Origin of the sequence: Kitasatospora sp. NPDC048298, assembly GCF_043201465.1 — a bacterium.
Taxonomy (GTDB): Bacteria; Actinomycetota; Actinomycetes; order Streptomycetales; family Streptomycetaceae; genus Kitasatospora.
This window is the reverse complement of sequence record NZ_JBICYZ010000074.1, coordinates 20922-37784: the sequence shown is the minus strand read 5'-3', so window position 1 is coordinate 37784 and position 16863 is coordinate 20922. Positions and strand designations below refer to the sequence as shown.

Annotated in this window: 11 protein-coding genes; 5 read left to right on the top strand and 6 right to left on the bottom strand. The window is 75.0% G+C overall.

The window, feature by feature from the left end; translation table 11 throughout:
• Positions 1–7: 7 nt before the first annotated feature.
• Complete coding sequence (locus ACGF0D_RS36515) at positions 8–2365, top strand: Helicase associated domain protein (protein WP_392923805.1); 2358 nt, start codon at positions 8–10, stop codon at positions 2363–2365.
• 837 nt (positions 2366–3202) lie between these two features.
• Positions 3203–4834, top strand: a complete 1632-nt coding sequence (locus ACGF0D_RS36510) for an alpha/beta hydrolase (RefSeq protein WP_392923802.1) — start codon at positions 3203–3205, stop codon at positions 4832–4834.
• Positions 4835–4898: 64 nt separating this feature from the next.
• Here ACGF0D_RS36510 and ACGF0D_RS36505 read toward each other — a convergent pair whose 3' ends face one another.
• From ACGF0D_RS36505 to ACGF0D_RS36480, 6 genes are all read right to left on the bottom strand, one after another.
• A complete protein-coding gene (locus ACGF0D_RS36505) occupies positions 4899–8171 on the bottom strand; it encodes a BTAD domain-containing putative transcriptional regulator (protein WP_392923799.1) in 3273 nt (1090 codons plus the stop codon).
• Positions 8172–8456: 285 nt separating this feature from the next.
• Positions 8457–10085 (bottom strand): thiopeptide-type bacteriocin biosynthesis protein, encoded by a 1629-nt coding sequence (locus ACGF0D_RS36500; protein ID WP_392923797.1) that lies wholly within the window; start codon positions 10083–10085, stop codon positions 8457–8459.
• A gap of 55 nt (positions 10086–10140) precedes the next feature.
• Positions 10141–12069, bottom strand: coding sequence for a TOMM precursor leader peptide-binding protein (locus ACGF0D_RS36495; RefSeq protein ID WP_392923794.1), 1929 nt, complete (start codon positions 12067–12069; stop codon positions 10141–10143).
• Positions 12066–12392: a hypothetical protein gene (locus ACGF0D_RS36490; protein WP_392923791.1), complete on the bottom strand. Its 327-nt coding sequence runs from the start codon at positions 12390–12392 to the stop codon at positions 12066–12068. The genes ACGF0D_RS36495 and ACGF0D_RS36490 overlap by 4 nt, the downstream gene beginning before the upstream one ends.
• Positions 12393–12558: 166 nt before the next feature.
• Positions 12559–12753, bottom strand: a complete 195-nt coding sequence (locus ACGF0D_RS36485; RefSeq protein WP_392923788.1) for a hypothetical protein — start codon at positions 12751–12753, stop codon at positions 12559–12561.
• A 208-nt stretch (positions 12754–12961) separates the two neighbouring features.
• Positions 12962–14152, bottom strand: a complete 1191-nt coding sequence (locus ACGF0D_RS36480) for an alpha/beta hydrolase family protein (RefSeq protein WP_392923785.1) — start codon at positions 14150–14152, stop codon at positions 12962–12964.
• A gap of 167 nt (positions 14153–14319) precedes the next feature.
• Here ACGF0D_RS36480 and ACGF0D_RS36475 point away from each other — a divergent pair, with 167 nt between their 5' ends.
• Genes ACGF0D_RS36475 through ACGF0D_RS36465 form a run of 3 tightly spaced genes read left to right on the top strand, consistent with a single transcriptional unit; the run spans position 14320 to position 16504 of the window.
• On the top strand, positions 14320–15459 hold the full coding sequence (locus ACGF0D_RS36475) for a sensor histidine kinase (RefSeq protein WP_392923782.1): 1140 nt from the start codon (positions 14320–14322) through the stop codon (positions 15457–15459).
• Positions 15456–16199, top strand: a complete 744-nt coding sequence (locus ACGF0D_RS36470) for a response regulator (protein ID WP_392923779.1) — start codon at positions 15456–15458, stop codon at positions 16197–16199. Before ACGF0D_RS36475 ends, ACGF0D_RS36470 begins: the two co-directional genes overlap by 4 nt.
• Positions 16200–16240: 41 nt before the next feature.
• Positions 16241–16504 (top strand): hypothetical protein, encoded by a 264-nt coding sequence (locus ACGF0D_RS36465; protein ID WP_392883187.1) that lies wholly within the window; start codon positions 16241–16243, stop codon positions 16502–16504.
• The last annotated feature ends 359 nt before the right edge of the window (positions 16505–16863 follow it).

Sequence of the window (16863 nt, the reverse complement as noted above, 5' to 3'; positions counted from 1 at the left end):
CACCGCCGTGGAGACCACCACCGCCACCGCCGAGCAGAACGTGCCGGCCGGGCTGCGCGCCGAGGCCGAGCCGCTGCTCCCGGCGCAGCCGCTCGGCACCGCCCTGAACCCGCTGCCGCTGCACTGGTTCCAGAAGGACGCGGTGGCCGCCGCGGTGCGCGAGGTGAAGGACGGCGGCCGCGCGACCGTCATCGCGGCGACCGGCTCCGGCAAGACCCTCATCGCGGCCGGCTGCGCCCGGCGCCTGGCCGCTCGGGGCCGTGTGCTGGTGCTGGTGCCGACGATCGAGTTGCTGGAGCAGACCGCCGAGTCCTGGTCGCTGCGGGGCGGGCGCCGGGGGCTGGCGGTGGCGGCGTGCTCGCGGGAGGAGGCGCTGGAGAGCGCGGAGGCCGGCGGCCGCGTCCACGCCCAGGTGAGCACGCAGGCCCCGCGGATCGCCGACCTGGTCGCCAAGGAGAAGGCGGGCGAGCCGGTCACCGTGTACGCCACCTACGCGAGCCTGGAGCGGATCGTCCAGGCCCACCGGCTGTGCGGCCTGCCGGCGTGGGACCTGGTCGTCATCGACGAGGCCCACCGCACGGCCGGGGCCGAGGGCAAGGCGTGGGCCGCGGTCCACGACGACGCCCAGGTCCCCGCCGCGCGCCGGCTGTACTTCACCGCCACCCCGCGGATCGCGGACGACCGGCGGGCGAAGGACGGCCTGGCCGACCTCGCCGACGCCGACGGCCAGGCGCTGCCCGCCCTCTGCTCCATGGACGACGAGACGGTCTACGGCAGGACCGTGTTCACCTGGACCCTCGGCCAGGGCATCGAGCACGGCTACCTCGCCGACTACCGCGTCCTGGTCCCCGTCGTCACCGACGAAGACCTGCGCGAACTCCTCAACCTCCCGGCCGTCGCCGACCTCCGCTCCCAGCGCAGCAACGAGGAACTCCTGCGCCTGGCCCTGCAGATCGCGGTGCTGCGCGCCGTCGCCGACCTCGGCCTGCGCCGCGTCATCACCTTCCACTCCCGGGTGTCCGCGGCGCGGGAGTTCGCGAGTACTCTGCTGGACGCCTCCCAGCTGCTGGAGGACAAGGACCGTCCGGAGCGGATCTGGGCGAAGGCGGTGGCCGGCACCGACCGGCTCACGGACCGCCGCGCCGCGTTCACCGAGTTCAAGGCCCACACCGGCGAGGACGGCGAGGAGTGCGGCATCCTCTGCAACAGCCGACTCCTGACGGAGGGCATCGACGTCGCCGCCGTGGATGCCATCTGCTTCGCGGACCCGAAGTCGAGCGTCATCGACATCGTCCAGGCAGTCGGGAGGGCGCTGCGCCAGTCCTACCGCGAGGGCAAGGTGTCCTGGGTCATCATCCCGGTCTACCTACCGACGCCGGAGGTCGGCGACGACACCGCCACCGCGCACCCGGCCGAGGTCCACGACGCCGGCGAGGCCGTGAAGGCCGAGGCCGACGCCGAGATCGAGGCCTCCGGTTTCCGCACGATCTGGCGGGTCCTGCGCGCCCTCGCCGCACACGACGCCCGGGTGGTCGGCCGGATCACCGAGTTGCGCGCCCAGCGCTCCCAAGGCACCGCGCACACCACGGCAGCCAAGCCGGCCGAGAGCCAGGGCGCCGAGGCCGAAGAGGGCGGGCAGCAGCCGGCCCCGATCGAGTCGCCGATCGAGTGGCTCAAGATCAATGCCCGCCGGCACGCGGCGCGGATCCTCCAGACCGTCAAGCTGCGCGTGTTCAACCCGCGCGCCGTCGAGTGGCAGCGGATGCACGCCGTCGCCGCCGTGTTCCACCTCCAGCACGGCCACCTCGACCCCACCGACAAGACGGCGCACGCCGAGCTGATCTCCTGGCTTACCCGCCAGCGCCACCTCAACGGCCAGGGCCTGCTCGACGCCGCCCGGGTCAGCGAGCTGGACGCGCTCGGCATGATCTGGTCGAAGAACGCCAACGCCTGGGAACGCGGCTACGCCTACGCCGCCGCGTTCCACCACCAGCACGGCCACCTGGCGATCCCGGCGACCGCGAAGCTGGACGACCACGCGGTGGGCGCGTGGATGCGCCGCCAGCGCAAGGCCGACAACCTCACCACCGACCAGGTCACCAAGCTCGACGCGCTGGACGAACTGTGGCGCCTGGAGCCGGACTGGAACCGCTCCTACCGCCGCCTGCTCTCCTACCTCGCCGCCGGCGGAACCCTCACCGGCCCCGCCAACCGAACCGGCCTCGGCGACGACCCCACCTTCCGCCCCGGCGCCTGGCTGCGCAAGCAGGACAAGGCCCGCACCGAGGGCAAGCTGACCGACCAGCAAACCGCGCTCCTGGACGCGCTCACGCGGCATGCCGAGACCCCCTGTCACGTCCTGTGAAGCGGAAGGGCGAGCTTGCGACGATCCGCGGAGTGCGGGGTTGTCCAGGATGATTCCGATGCCGTGATCACGCTGGCCATGGCAGCGATCTTTTCACCGCGGTAGGCACCCCGGGCAAGACTCACGTCCCCTCCCTGCCGCCGGCGAGACGGCGGCGCCACCAACGGTCAGAGCGCCACTGCCGTTCACCAGCAAAGGGATCCGGCAAAGTGCGCTGGACGTAGGCAGAGTCCAGTACAGCCACTCGGTGTCCCAGCTCCTCGCGGGCACGGGCAGGCAGCTCCCGCAGAACCTCATCGAGGACATCCCGCGCGTGACGCACATCGTCGAAGGAGCACCCACGGCACGAGCACTCCGCGTCCTGCGGGTACAGGGGGCGGCGCCCCGGTGACAGGGAGAACGCTCGATACCGCCACAACGCCCGATCCGTGGCACCGGGGTACACGTAGTAGTCGGCCGACCGTCTCTCGACCCGATGTACCGCCAGGCTGGTGCGAGTCGAGAGCCATGGGATGCGGTCTGGTGGCGGGTCGCCCCAGGCGCGCGGGTCATGTCGTTGGTCGGCACGGAGCCTGCCGGGCCGTCTACGCGGCATGGGCCTTTCGGTCTGCGGTCATGCAGATCATCATGCCGGCACCCTGGTGCAACGGGACAGCCCTTGGGTGCGCCCTCCCGGCGTCCGCAAGTGCCCACGCCCTGCCGAACGGTGCCTGAGCCGCTGCCAGCGGGATGCCAGCACTCTGCCAGCGAGGTGCGGAACTGTCCGACGTGCCGGACGGTGCGCCGCGACCGAGGAGCGCGAACGACCGTCCGGCCCGTTGACGAAAGGGCACTCGCGTGACTTGCACCTCCCCTTCCTCCGGCCCCGCGGCAGACCCACGCCGGCCCGAGGCCGCCCCCGCCGTAGTCCGACGCCCGGCGGCCTCGTGGAGGCTGGGCGCGGGCATCGCCGCGGCTGCGCTGCTGGCGGCCGTCTGCCCGGCGACCGCCGTGGCCGCGCCGGACACCGCTCCAGCGCCGCGACTGGCCTGGGCAACGTGCGCGGACGGTTTCGAATGCGCGACCGCGCGGGTCCCGCTCGACCACCACGACCCGCGCGGCGCCGGCATCGACCTCGCCGTCATCCGGCACCCGGCGGACGACCAGGCCCACCGGATCGGCTCGCTCTTCTACAACCCCGGCGGCCCGGCCGTGGCCGGCACCCTGGCCCTGCCCCTGATGCTCGGCCAGTTCCCCGAACAGGTGCGCAAGCGCTTCGACATCGTCAGCTTCGACCCGCGCGGCACCGGCGCCAGCGCACCCGTCCAGTGCTTCGACAACCCCGCCGACGAGCAGGCCCTGCTGGCCGGCACGGCCGCCGGCTACCCCGAGGGCGCGGAGCAACAGAACACCTGGGCCGACGCCTACCAGCGCCTCGCCCGGCAGTGCGCGGCCCGCAACCCCGACCTGCTGCCGCACATCTCCACCGCCAACGTGGCCCGGGACATGGACCTGCTCCGCCGCGCGGTCGGCGACCGCCGGCTCAGCTACCTGGGCACCTCGTACGGCAGCTACCTCGGCGCCACCTACGCCAACCTGTTCCCCGATCGGGTGCGCGCCATGGTCCTCGACAGTGCCCCGGACCCGGTGGCCTGGTCGACCGGCCGCGGAGACCAGGCCACCACCACGGGCACCCTGCTGCGCAACGGCAGCGACGTGGCCGCCTCCCGCGTCCTGGACGCCTTCCTCGACCAGTGCGGCCAAGCCGGCACCCAGACCTGCGCCTTCTCCGCCGGGACGGCCGCGGCCACCCGGGCCAGGTACGGCGAGCTGCTCCAGCGGCTGCACACCCGGCCGGTCGCGGTCGACGGCATGACCTACACCGCCGGCTCGGCCCTGGAAGCGACGATCATCTCGCTCTACGCCACCAACCCCGCCCCGGGCATTCCCGACACCGGCTGGAGCCACCTCGGCACCAGGCTCCAGACGCTGTGGGCCGCCACCGAGGCCCCCTCCACGCCGGGCACTCCGCTGCCGCCCGTCCTGCGCCAGTCGCCGGACCAGGCGCTCGCGGTGGTCTGCTCGGACAGCGCCAACCCACCCGCCAGGGCCGACTACCCGGCCCTGGCCGTGTCCGCCCGGGCCCGCTCCGGCGAGGCCGGCCCGTACTTCGCCTGGACCGACGAGCGCTGCGCCGACTGGCCCGCCCGGGACCGCGACCGCTACGACGGCCCCTGGAACCACCCGACCGCCCGGCCGGTGCTGGTGGTCGCCAACACCGGTGACCCGGCCATGCCGTACGAAGGGTCCCGCGCGATGGCCCGCTCGCTCGCCCGCGCGCAGCTGCTGACCGTCGACGGCTACGGCCACACCGTGCTGGCCAACCCCAGTGACTGCGCCGCCCGGTACGAGACCCGATACCTGATCGACGGCATTCTGCCCGCCCCCGGTACGGTCTGTGTACCGACCAAACCGCCGTTCACCGGCTGATCGCGCATCCGCTCGGCGCGCCACCCACCCGGGGCGGCGCGCCGGATGCCCTCCGAAGGGCTGGTCAGCCCGCCTCCAGGGCCAGCGACTCCGGCTGCGACAGCGCCCTGCCACGCTCCCAGGCGGCCCGGAAGCCGGCCTCCCCGAGGGCCTCGGAGCAGCCCTCCAGGACGGCCCGCAGTTCCGGGTCGCCCGCGTCGTGGGCCCCGCGCAGGCCGTATGCCGCGCCCAGCGCCGCCGCACCGCGCGCTGCCTCGCCGCGCGCGAGGCAGTACTCGGCGAACCCCTCCAGGACGTCCGCCCGCACCGGCTGGTCGCCGCTGTCCGCGGCCAGTTGCAGGGCACGGCGGTGCAGCGGGCCGGCCGCGTCAGGCGCGCCGCGCCGCTGCTGGGTGCGGGCCAGGCCGGTATGCAGCAGGGCCAGCAGGTGCAGCCGCGCCGGGGCGCCGGGCCCGGTCGCGGGCAGCTGCTCCAGCCGCCGAAGCACCTCATGCTGGCCGTGCAGCGCCGCCTCCAAGTCCCCCTCGCGCCGCGCGAGTTCGCCGAGCGCGTAGTGGGCGGCGGCCTGCTGTTGCGGGTCCTTGGCGTGTTCGGCGGTGGCCAGCGCGCGCTCCAGGTCGGCCCGGGCCGCGGCCGGTTCGCCGCAGCGTGCCCGCAGCCGGCCCGACAGCAGCAGCGACAGCGGCGCCTCGCCGGAGCCGCCCATCTCGGCGTCCCGTTCACCGGCCTCCGTCAGCGCCGCGAGGGCCTCCTCGGCGGCGCCGGTGACGGACAGCAGTGCGGCGAGCGTGACCAGCGCCAGGGCCAGCCCCCAGCGGTCGCCCACGGCGCGGAAGCCGTCGACCGAGGTCCGCAGGAAGCGCTCGGCGTGCCCGATCCGGCCCGCGCTCAACTCGACCCGGCCGAGCACCAGACGGGCGGCGGCCCGCATCCATCGATCGGGGTGCTCGGCGTACTGCTGCGCCGTCGCACCCACCGCGTCCGGCGGCCCCGCCATGGCGAGCAGCAGCGCGGCGGCCAGGGCGACCGGGTGATCGGCCTGCTGTGCCGTGACCAGTGCCGCGCCCATCGCCTCGGGCGGGATCACGGCGTCACCGGTCTCCCGGAGCGGGGAGGTGAGCTGGGCCAGGATCACGCACCGGGCGTGCGCCTGCTCCAGACCGGGCGGCGGAGTGAAGCCGTGGGCGGCGAGAACGGCCGCCGTCCGCTCACCGGCCTCACGGCCCTGGCCGCGCATCAGCCAGGGCCAGGCCCGGGCGGCCGCCAGTCGCAGCGCGTGCTCCGGCGGGCCGACGGCGACCGCCCGGCCCAGTGCCGCGTTCAGGTTGCCCTGCTCCGCGTCCAGCCGGGTCAGCCAGCCGATCTGGCCGTCCGTCCGCAGCAGGGGTTCGACGTTCTCGGCGAGCCCGACGAAACAGCGCAGGTGGGCGGCACCGGTTCGGCCGTCCTCGCCGGCTTCGACGAGCCGTTCCGCGGCGTACGCGCGAACCGTCTCCAGCAGTCGGTACCGCACCGCCCCGGGCTCCCGGCCGGCGGATGCGAGCAGGGGCGTGTCGACCAGGGACTTGTCGACCAGGGAGGTCAGCAGGTCCTCGACGGTCACCGGGTCGGGCGCCGGCCCGTGCGGCCAGTCGCCCGCGCAGACCAGGTGCGCGTCGGAGAGGGTCATCCCGCCGGCGAACACCGAGAGCCGTCGCAGCAGCACTCGCTCGTCCTCGTCGAGCAGCTCCCAGCTCCAGGCGACGACGGCGCGCAGCGTGCGGTGGCGGTCGGGGCCGGTGCGGGGGCCCCGGTCGAGCAGCCGGAGCCGGTCGTGCAGCCGGGCCGCGACCTGGCCGGGGCTCAGGGCCCGCAGCCGGGCGGCCGCCAGTTCGAGGGCCAGCGGCAGGCCGTCCAGTTCCCGGCAGATCCGGACGACCGGCTCGACGGTGTCGTGGTCCAACGCGAATCCGGGACGGGCCGCGGCGGCCCGCTCGGCGAACAGGGCGACGGCCGGGTGCGCGAGCGCCTCCTGCACGGTGGCGCCGGGCGCCGGTACGGCGAGCGGCGCCACAGGCCAGAGCTCCTCGCCGGGGACACCGAGCGGTTCGCGGCTGGTGGCCAGCACGGTGAGCCGGGGTGCGGCGGCCAGCAGGCGGTGCGCCAGCAGGGCCGCGTCCTCGATCAGGTGCTCGCAGTTGTCCAGGACGAGCAGGACGTCACGTCCCTCCAGGGCTCGGACGATCCGCTCGACGGGGTCCCCGGACTGATCGCCGGCGGGCAGGCCGCCCGCCAGCGCCCCGGCCTCCGCCGGGTGGCAGACGGCGGCCAGCACGACCCGGGCCGCCGCGTCCGGGCCGTCGGCACCCGCGAGCTCGGCGAGCCGCACGTCCGTCGCGGGCGGCGCGGCTGCCGCGAGCGCGACCGCCAGCCGGGTCTTGCCGACGCCGCCCGGCCCGGTCAGCGTCACCAGACGGGAGCGACGCAGACGCTCCTGGACCACTGTCAGGGCCTTGTCGCGGCCGACCAGAGCGGTGAGCCAGGTGGGCAGCGCTGCCCACCCGGTCGGGAACCCGCGCAGAACCGGGGCCGGAGCCGGCGTCGGCGGCTGCGCGCCGGACAACACCCACAGGTGGACGTCCCGCAGTTCGGCGCACGGGTCGGCGCCCAGTTCCTCGGCCAGCGCCCGCCGGGTCCGCTCGAACACCTCCAGCGCCGCCGCCTGCTGCCCGTCCGCGTGGAGCGCGCGCATCAGCCGGACGGCGGCCCGCTCGCGCAGCGGGTGGGTGACGCACAGTCCGGTGAGCTCGGCAACCAGCCGCGGCAGAGTGCCGGCCTCGCCGAGGGCGAGCAGGGCGTCGGCCCAGTCCTCGACAGCCGACAGCCGCAGCTCCGCCAGCCGGGCCGCCGGCGCGGCGGTGAATCCGGCGCCCCCGGCGTCCGCGAACGGTGCCCCGCGCCATAGTTCCAGCGCCCCGCCCAGCAGCGCGACCGCCTCGGTGAACCCGCCCGCCGCCAGCGCCGTCCGCCCCGCCGCCGCCCGACGCTCGAAGTCCCAGGCGTCCACGCTCGCCCGGGGCAGGTCGAGCAGGTACCCGGCAGGGTGCGAGCCGATGACGGGGCGGTCGGTGCCCAAAGCCCGGCGGAGCCGGGAGACCAGGGACTGCAGGGCGCCGGCCGGTTCCTCCGGCGGGGTGTCCTCCCAGAGGTCGTCCACCAGACGCTCCCGGGTGACCACGCGCCCGGGGTCGAGCGCCAGCCGGACCAGCAGCAGCCGGAGCCGGGCCCCGCCGATCTCGAAGGCCGTCCTGTCCCCACCCCGTACGACCTGCAGCGGCCCCAGAACCTTGATCCGCACCCCGCCCGCTCCTCGCTCAGCACCACCGATCAATCAAGATCATTATCCCGATGTCCGGGCGGCACCGAGCGCGGGGCGCCCAAGCGACCGGTCATGTTCTGAAGGACGCCTGCCGACGCCATGGACGACGCCTTCCACTACCTGCCAGGCGACGCGTGGGCCCATGTTCCGATCAGGCAGTTCTACTCGTCGAGGGGGGACGGCGTCCAAGTCGTCCTTGGTGATCTTCTCGGTGCCGGTGCGTCCCGGGCGGCGCCCGACGGCGACGCCGCGCCCGAGGGCGCGTCAGGCCGTCGCCGGGCGGCCCAGCGGCAGCAGGTACTGGATCGGCTCGTCCAGGTCGTCGAGGCCGAGGAGTTCGTGGGCGAGGTCGTCGTAGAGGCCGCCGAGGGGGGTGGTGCCGAGGCCGAAGGCGGCGGCGGTGAGGAGGAGGTTCTGGGCCAGGTGCCCGGTCTCGACGAGCCCGAGGCGCAGCGCACGCAGGCCGTAGCGGCGGCGCAGGTGGGCGAGGTCCAGGTGCAGGGCGAGGACGGCGGGGGCCTCGTCGACGGCGATGTGCTGCGGGTCCGAGTCGGGGAGGGTGAGGTAGTAGGACAGCGCTCGGAGCTGGTCCGGTTCGGGCGCCGGGCCGATCGGGCGCAGGGAGCGCAGCGCCGGGACGCACTGGTAGGTGCCGGAGGGCAGGCCGTCGACGGCGAGGGCGACCAGCCGGACCCGGACGGCGTGCATGGCGCCCAAGCTGGGGTAGGGGCGGTGGCCCGAACCGCCGTCCGGCGCGTACGCGGCCCAGAGCAGGCCGCCCAGTTGACCGGCGGTGAGCGGACCGGTCAGCCGGCCCCGCGTGGAGCGGCGCGTGCGCAGCGCGTCGGCGAGGGTGACGGGCGGCAGCGGGTCGGCGGGCAGGGGCAGGTCGCCGGGCCACGGCCGCGGGGGCTCGGCGGGCGGCACGTCCGGCAGCGCGGTGTCCTCGGGGCGTCCGACCTGGAACTTGCTGTCCTCCAGGTACTGGAGGTCCGGGGCGTGCCGGTCGTCGGGGAAGAAGGTGAAGGGCCGGTCGGTCTCCAGGAGCGTTCGGCCGGCGAGCCGGCAGACGGCCCGTTCCTCGTCGGGCCCGATCCCCAGGCGGTTGAACAGCATGTGCAGCTGTGAGGCCCACACCCAGCGCAGCCGCTCCTCGGCCCCGTCCGGCGCGGTGGCCCGCATCCGGGCGTCGGCGTCGGCGACGGCGGCCGACCAGTCGGCGAGCCAGGACGTGGCCGTCCCGGCGTCGAGTGCCTTCCGCAGGGCCCCGGCCCTGCGCGCGAGGGCCTGCCGCTGCCGGGCGAACACCGCGTTCACCTTGCTGTGCACCGCGAGCCCGGGCAGCGGCCGGAAGTCCGTCACCCAGCGCCAGGAGGCGGAGTGGCGCCGCAGCCAGCGGGCGGCGGCCAACTCGTCGAGTCCCAGGGCGTGGGCGGTGGTGTGCGCCAGGTCCAGGGCGAGGGGCAGCCGGGCGCCGGGGGAGGCGTCGAGGGAGCGCAGGGCGTGGACGGCCGTGCGGGTGGAGCGGGTGAAGAGTTCCTCGGCGATCGGCAGCAGCGCGGGACCGCCGTAGCGTTCGGTCTCGGGTTCGTACGGGACGGCGGTGACCTCCCCGTGGCGGGCCGTCCACGGGCCGTCGGGCGGAGTGTGCAGGGACGCGAGCCGGGTGAGCTCGCCGGCCAGGGCGCCGGGGTGCGCGTGCGCCCCCCGGAAGCGGACGCGCAGGTGCGGCCCGCCCTCGCCGTAGCGGATGAAGAACCAGTCCTCGCCCGCGAGTTCGTCCATCAGCGGCGCGAGGTCCGCCGTGACGAAGGCGTCGGTCCCGTGCGCGGGCAGCGGCAGGGTGAGGTGCAGGCTGTGCCAGTGGGCGGCCGGTGGCTGTCGGGTCGTCATCGCGTCCTTCCCGGACGGCAGGGGGGAATGGGGCGGAACAGGGCGGGCCGAGGGGCTACGGGAACGGGTGCGGGTGCAGCGGCAGTTCGTCGTGGCGCAGCGGGCGCGGGGTGCGGCCGAGGCGGTACGGGACGTCCAGCAGGCGCGGCAGGCCGTGGGTGCGCCGGTTGGCCTCGCCGAAGGTCATCGGGAGCGTTCCGGGAACGATCACCTTGACGCAGTACAGTCCGAGCCGGTCGCGTACCCCCGGTTCGTCCTGGCGGACCACCACCACTTCCAGGCCCTCCCCGGCGAGTCGGTCGACCGTCCGCTCCAGCAGCCCCGTGAGGTCGCTCACCGGCTCGGGGGCGGCGGGCCAGCGCTCCTGCCAGGGCACGGGGGGCGGGCCCGCGAACAGGAAGTCCAGGCGCGGCTGGGCCTCGGGCAGGGTGTTGAGGCCGACGTGGTCGTCCAGCACGGCCACCAGCTCCGGCCGCTCCAGCATCGCCCGCAGGCGCTGCGGGTCGCGTGCGCCGCCGGGGGCGGTGGAGCGGCGGGGGGCGTCCTGGACGTTGGTGACCACCTCGGCGACGGCGGAGCGGATCGCCGTCCTCGGGTCGTGGTGGGCGCCGGCGGCGAGCAGGACGCGCGGGGCGTCGGGGTGCGTGCCCCGGTAGCGGCAGACGGCGATCACGGCGGGGATGCCGAGGTCGTCGGTGGCGTCGAGCAGGGTGAGCCGGTAGCCGAGCAGGTGGGCGCGGTCGGCGAGGTCGGCCGTCTCCCGGTCCTCGGTGGGGACGGCGACGGCGGGCAGTGGGGTGCGCGCGTACCAGGCCATCAGGAAGGCGTCGCGTTCGGCGACCTCGAACAGGCCGTAGAGCGCGGCTTCCTGAGGGCTGTTGCCCAGCCCGCAGCCGTTGGAGGTCTCGTGCGCCACGCGGGGGCGGTCGCGGCCCGGCGGGTCCCAGTAGGCGAGGTGCTCGGGGACGGCGATCGGGCGGTCGTGGGTGAGGGACCACCCGTGCACCCAGTCGAGCACCAGGTCCGGGGTGTACGGGACGGTGGTGCGTGCGGGGTGGTCGCCGGGGTCGGGCAGGCCGAGCCGGACGGGGTCGAGGACGGCTCCGGTCCCGTGCTCGGCCACCAGGTCGGCGTAGGAGGACCGCAGGGCGCCGCGGCGGCCGAGCGGCCGCATCCCCGCGAGGCGCTCCACGCTCTCGAACAGGGCCACGCGCTCGCTGGAGCGGAAGTCCACCGCCCGCCCGTATCCGCCGTCGTCCTCCAGGCGGCCGTCGGTGACCAGGGCGGTGGTGAGGGCGAAGGCCGAGTCCTCGGTGCGGTAGAGGCTGCGGACCGGGCCGAAGCGTTCGTCGTGGAGTTCGGCCCGCAGCCGCTCGGCGGTCGTACGGCCGTTGGCGCCGCGCAGTACCGCGGGGTCGGGTAGGGGGAGGGGCTCGCGGGGCAGGCGGGCGGCGTCGGGCGTGTCCTCGGGCAGCGGGTGGCAGACGGGGCAGCCGCCGACCGGGCGGACCCGGTGGGTGGACCAGGTGGCGCGGTCGCCGTGGACCAGGTGGACGGTGGCGTGGCTCGCGGCCTCGGGGGACCCGTCGCTTCCCGGCCCGGCGCCGCCCGGCCCGTTGCTGCCCGGCCCGGCGGCGGCCTCGGCCAGGTCGGCCGCGAGGGCGACCACCGCCTCGGAGAAGGCCGGGGTGCCGGTGCCCGCGAGGGCCAGGACCGGGCTCTGCCAGGGCACCCGGCCGCCGGCGGTGGCGAGGCGCTGGTACTCGGTGCAGCTGAGGCAGGCGGGCGAACCACGGTGGAGGACAGGCCCGATGACGGTCAGCGCGCCGTCCTCGCGCACGGGCACCAGGCGGACGGGGTGCGCCAGCGCGTGGCGGCTGAGGCGTTCGGCCAGGCCGAGGGTCCAGCTGGTGAGGTGGACGACGGCGGTGCCGCTCGTGTGCGCCAGGGCCTGGTCGGGGTCGAGGACGGGCAGGTCGGTCATCGGTCGTGTCCCGCGGGCACGAGGACGGTGAAGCCGCAGCCCTCCAGGGCGTCGGCCAGGGGGCGGGCGGCGCAGGTGCCGGGCCTCCAGGGCGCGGTGCGCAGACCGGTCAGGCACTCCAGTGCGGCCCGCAAGTCCGCTTCCCGGTCGGCGAGTTCGGCGAGCCAGCGGATCGTCCAGCCCTCCTCCACCCAGGCGGGGAGCTGCTGCCCGGCGGCGGCCAGCGGGGCGACGGCGCCGCCGGCAGTGGTGTGGTGGGCGGCGGACAGGCCGAGGTCACGGACCGTCAGCCGGGTGAGGGAGCCCAGGGCGGCGACGGACACCGCGTCGGCGGGCCCGGCCTCGACGGCCCGGGCTCCTTACCCCTGCCTACGGCGACTGGCCGGGCCCGACTGCGTACGCCGAACTCGGTCCCCGCGACACCCGGGTGGTCGAGGGCTTCCGTCACCACCACATCCCGGGCGCGATCGCCTTCCCACCAGGACGACGTCAGGCCCGCAGGTCCAGGGTGCCCGCCTCAAAGTCCGGCCAGAACGCCTCACTCGTCCAGGTGTTGTTCGTCGCCTGCACGACGCCCCCGGTGCTCGGCCAGTGCTCTTGCCCCGCCGCGTTGGCGGCGGCCGCCGCCAACACACCGGCCAGGACGGCCAGCGCGGCACCCTTCACGCGCAGCTTCTTCCTCATCCCCGTGATTCCCCTGCGAGTCTGCGGCCCGAATTCCGGCAGGCCCCCGTGACCGCAGTATCTCCGGAGCACCGGCCTCCGTCACCCGAATGTTCAGCGTTCCCGAATCACCTGATCAAGACACCGGGCAGGCTGCTGGCAGGCCTGCAGCGGTTCCGCGGCCTCGGTCGGCGACCGCGACGCTGGCCGGGACCGGCGCCAAAGGCGTTCACCGGGCGTAGTCGACCTCGGGGAAGCCGGGGGAGGGACCGTCGAGCAGCCGCCCCTGGCCGCGGAGGTGGAGGTCGAAGAAGGCCCGCGGGTAGGCGCGTTGGAACGCCTGTGCCCGGTGCCCGGGAATCGTCCCGACCTCTTCCTCCAGATCGGGCGGTGACATGCCCAGGAGAGGGGCGATCAGCGGCAGGATCAGCACGTCGTCGCCGAACGACTGGTGCGCGGCTCCCCGTACGGTCAGATGCAGGCGCCAGCCGCGCAGATGAGACCAGAACGCACGCAGGGCGGGGTTGCTTTCCATGCTGCCCTTGCCCGGGGTGTCCACGACCAGGAAGGGACGGTCGAGGCCGGCGTCCACCACCGGGCCCGCCGCGCCCCCGTCGAGGCTCGCTCCCGCCGTGATCCGCCCGTCGGTGAGCATCGTCGCGGCGGTGGTGGCGCCGCCCAGGGAGTGGCCGAACATTCCGACGCGCCGCAGGTCGAGCGCCCCGCGCATGCCTGTGGGCGGCGGGGTGCGGCAGACGCCGGGGTGACCGCCCGAGCGGAGGACGGCGAGCCGGTCCAGGACGAAGCGGATGTCGGCGGTACGGACCGCGAGGGCCTTGGCGTAGTCGCTGACCCCGCCCAGCGGATTCGTCTCGACGCGTCCACCGGGGAAGGCGACCGCCGCCGCGTCGTGGGTGTGGTCGACGGTGACCACCAGAAAGCCGTGACTGGCGAGGTCTTCCACGATGCCGGTGCCGAACGACCGTGACGCGTTGGCGCCGGGAGAGTAGAGCACGACCGGCAGGGGGCCTGGTGGGCCGCCGACGGGAGCGCCCTCGTGGCCGTGGGTGCCTCCCAGCCGTACCCGGCCGGCGGGCAGGCCGAGGAGGCCCAGGTACCGGTCGGCCGCCGCCGGAGGCATCCAGGGAGCAGTGGGGCGGGCCGCGCCGCCGCGGGCGGGGTACCAGATGCTGATCATCAGCTCACGGCAGGGGCGGGAGGGCACCCAGGGGTCCGGCCGCGTGGTGTCGGCCAGGTGCAGCGCGACCGTACCCACCGGGTACGGCCCGTTCGGGGCGGGCAGCCGGAACCGCACGGGTTCCTCCTGCCCCGGGCGCGCGACGGCCGGCGGCGCGAGCGGACCCAGGGCCATGGCGGCGGTCAGTCCGGCGCACGAGGACAGCAGTGTTCTCCGATTCATGCGTTCCACTGTTCCGCCCGACGAGCCCGACGGCTTCGCCCCCGGGGAGGAACCCGGTGTCAGCCCAGGAGGGTACGACGGGCATCGGCCGCGCGGATGACTCAGCCTGCGAGATGACGTCCTCCGGGCTGACAGGCCCCGGGCCCCGCTCGGATAGCGTGGCCGGCATGGGCGATGGGCAGTCACGGCCGCTGGTGGCCGGACGTCTGCGGGACGGACAGTGGCACGGCGTGGACACGGTCGCGGCCGTGCTCCTCGCCCTGGCGTTCGGCGCGAGCGAGACGCGCAGCGGTGGCTGGGGCGCGGGAGCCGTGGCGGCGGTGGTCTGGCTGCCGGTCGCGGTACGGCGTAGATGGCCCGTCCGGGTTCTGTACACGGTCCTGGCCGGAGCGGTCTTCGCCCTGGCGTTCACCGGATGGGAGGAGTCCTGGGTCCCCATCGGGGCCGCCCTGTACACGGTGGCGGCGCGGGAACCGCGGCGCCGGTCCGCGACGGCGCTCGGCTGCTCGCTGGGCGCCGTCGCGGCGGCCATGGTCCTCGTACCGCGACCGGTCCCGGTCTCCGGGGCCGCGGGGGGCGTCGTCTTCGCGTCGTTGATGATGACCCTGCCCTGGCTGGTGGGCACCGCACTGAGAGAGCAGCGGTCGTACGCGGAACTCGCCGCCCGGCAGGCCGTGACGGACGAGCGCCTGCGGATCGCCCGCGAGCTCCACGACGTGGTGGCCCATCATCTGACGGTCATCGCGGTACGGGCCGAGGTGGCCCGTGCGGTGGCCTCCACCAACCCGCAGGAGGCCGAGCACACCCTCGCACTGGTCGGGACCGCGGGCCGGACGGCGCTCACCGAGATGCGCCGCATGCTCGGCGTTCTGCGATCACCCGGTGACGGAGCCGAGTTGGGGTCCGCCCCCGGCCTGGCGGACCTGCCCGCGCTCGCGGACGGCGCAGGCCCGCGCGTGGAGTTGTCCGTCGACCCGGGTCCACCGCTCCCCCCGGGTGTGGAACTGGCGGTCTACCGGATCGTTCAGGAAGCCCTCACCAATGCCGTCAGGCACGCGGGATCGGCGGACTGCCGGGTGAACCTGTCCCGGACGGGTCCCGAGGCGGTCGAGATCGAGGTCGTCAACGCCGCGCAGTCACGGATCCCGTTCCGGATCCCGTCCCGGCGTCCTGGCGGCGGGCACGGACTCATCGGGATGCGGGAGCGGGCGGCCATGTGCGGAGGGACCCTCTCCGCCGGCCCCCTGGCGACGGGCGGATTCCGGGTACATGCGCGGCTGCCCTGCGGACCGGAGACAGCACGGTGAACCGGCCGGTCCGGGTTCTCATCGCCGACGACCAGGCGCTGTTGCGGGCGGGCTTCCGCCTGCTCATCGAGAGCGTGCCGGACCTCACCGTCGCGGGCGAGGCCGTCAGCGGCGAGCAGGCCGTCGAACTCGCCCTGCGGCTGCGGCCCGACATCGTGCTGATGGACATCCGGATGCCGGGCATGGACGGCCTGGAGGCCACCCGGCGCATCTGCGCGGATCCGGACGCCGTCGGCACCCGCGTGCTGGTCCTCACCACGTTCGACCTGGACGAGTACGTGTACGCGGCACTGCGCGGCGGAGCCAGCGGGTTCCTCCTGAAGGACATCCTCCCCGCCGACCTGCTGACAGCCCTGCGGGTGGTCGCCTCCGGCGACGCCCTGCTCGCGCCCGCGGTCACCCGCCGCCTGATCCGCGAGTTCGCCGGACGCCACGAGCCGCGCCCGCGACTCACCCGGGAGCTGGCGGGCGTGACCCCACGGGAACGGGAAGTCCTCCGCCTGGTGGCCAGGGGACTGCCCAACCTCGCGATCGCCGAGCACCTGGGGCTGAGCATCGCGACCGTCAAGACACATGTCCGGCGGCTGCTGGCCAAGCTCCACGCCCATGACCGGGCCCAGATGGTCGTCATCGCCTACGAGACAGGCATGGTCACCGCAGGTGGGAACCTCCCGTCCACAGGCCGGCGCCCCACCGGCGGGGACGGCAGACCCGAAGGGGACACCCCCGGCGGTACGTAGACTCCGCGCACGGCTTCCGCTACTTCGACGACCGCGACCTGTTGGGCTTCGTCGACGGCACCGAGAACCCGGTGGGCGGGGCGACGACCGGGTTCTCCTCGGCGGCCAGCCGCAGATCCGCCACCGCCGACCGCACCCCGGCGGCCGCCGTGCCGACCAGGACCACCAGCAGCCGCGGGAACGCCCTCCAGCACCGCTCCCACGCCCGGCCCGACCCGTCCTCGCCCGCCTTGCTCCCACACCCGGGCGCAGGCCGCCAGCTGCGCCGCGGTCTGCTCGTCGCCGGGGCCGGGGCGGCGGGGTGATGTCGACCAGAACGGCCCACGGGCCGCGGTGCGGGCGGATACCGTCGGCAGCGGCGGGCCGGCCCCTGGCCGCCCGGGGGCTGGGACAGACCTGGGACACCGCTGTCCCAGCACCGTCCCAGCGTGCCCGCTATGTCCGGTTCGCTAGGACGGTACCAGCCCGTTTCCCCAGGTCACGGCGTATCGCGTCTGGACCTGGGACAGCGAGAACGAAGAGCGAAGGAGTCCGGTGTGGCCCGTCTCATCGAAGTTTGACCAGTCTCAGCGAAGTTTGACGGCGGCTCGGTTGTCTCACCGAACTTTGACGGCGTCTCGGCGAAGTTTGACCGCGTACTTCTGGCTCTGGGCCCGGTTCTAGG

Coding starts and splice junctions, on each gene's coding strand:
- ACGF0D_RS36500 (WP_392923797.1), bottom strand. CDS start 10,085: ATGACGACCCGACAGCCACCGGCCGCCCACTGGCACAGCCTGCACCTC.
- ACGF0D_RS36495 (WP_392923794.1), bottom strand. CDS start 12,069: ATGACCGACCTGCCCGTCCTCGACCCCGACCAGGCCCTGGCGCACACG.
- ACGF0D_RS36485 (WP_392923788.1), bottom strand. CDS start 12,753: ATGAGGAAGAAGCTGCGCGTGAAGGGTGCCGCGCTGGCCGTCCTGGCC.
- ACGF0D_RS36480 (WP_392923785.1), bottom strand. CDS start 14,152: ATGAATCGGAGAACACTGCTGTCCTCGTGCGCCGGACTGACCGCCGCC.
- ACGF0D_RS36475 (WP_392923782.1), top strand. CDS start 14,320: ATGGGCGATGGGCAGTCACGGCCGCTGGTGGCCGGACGTCTGCGGGAC.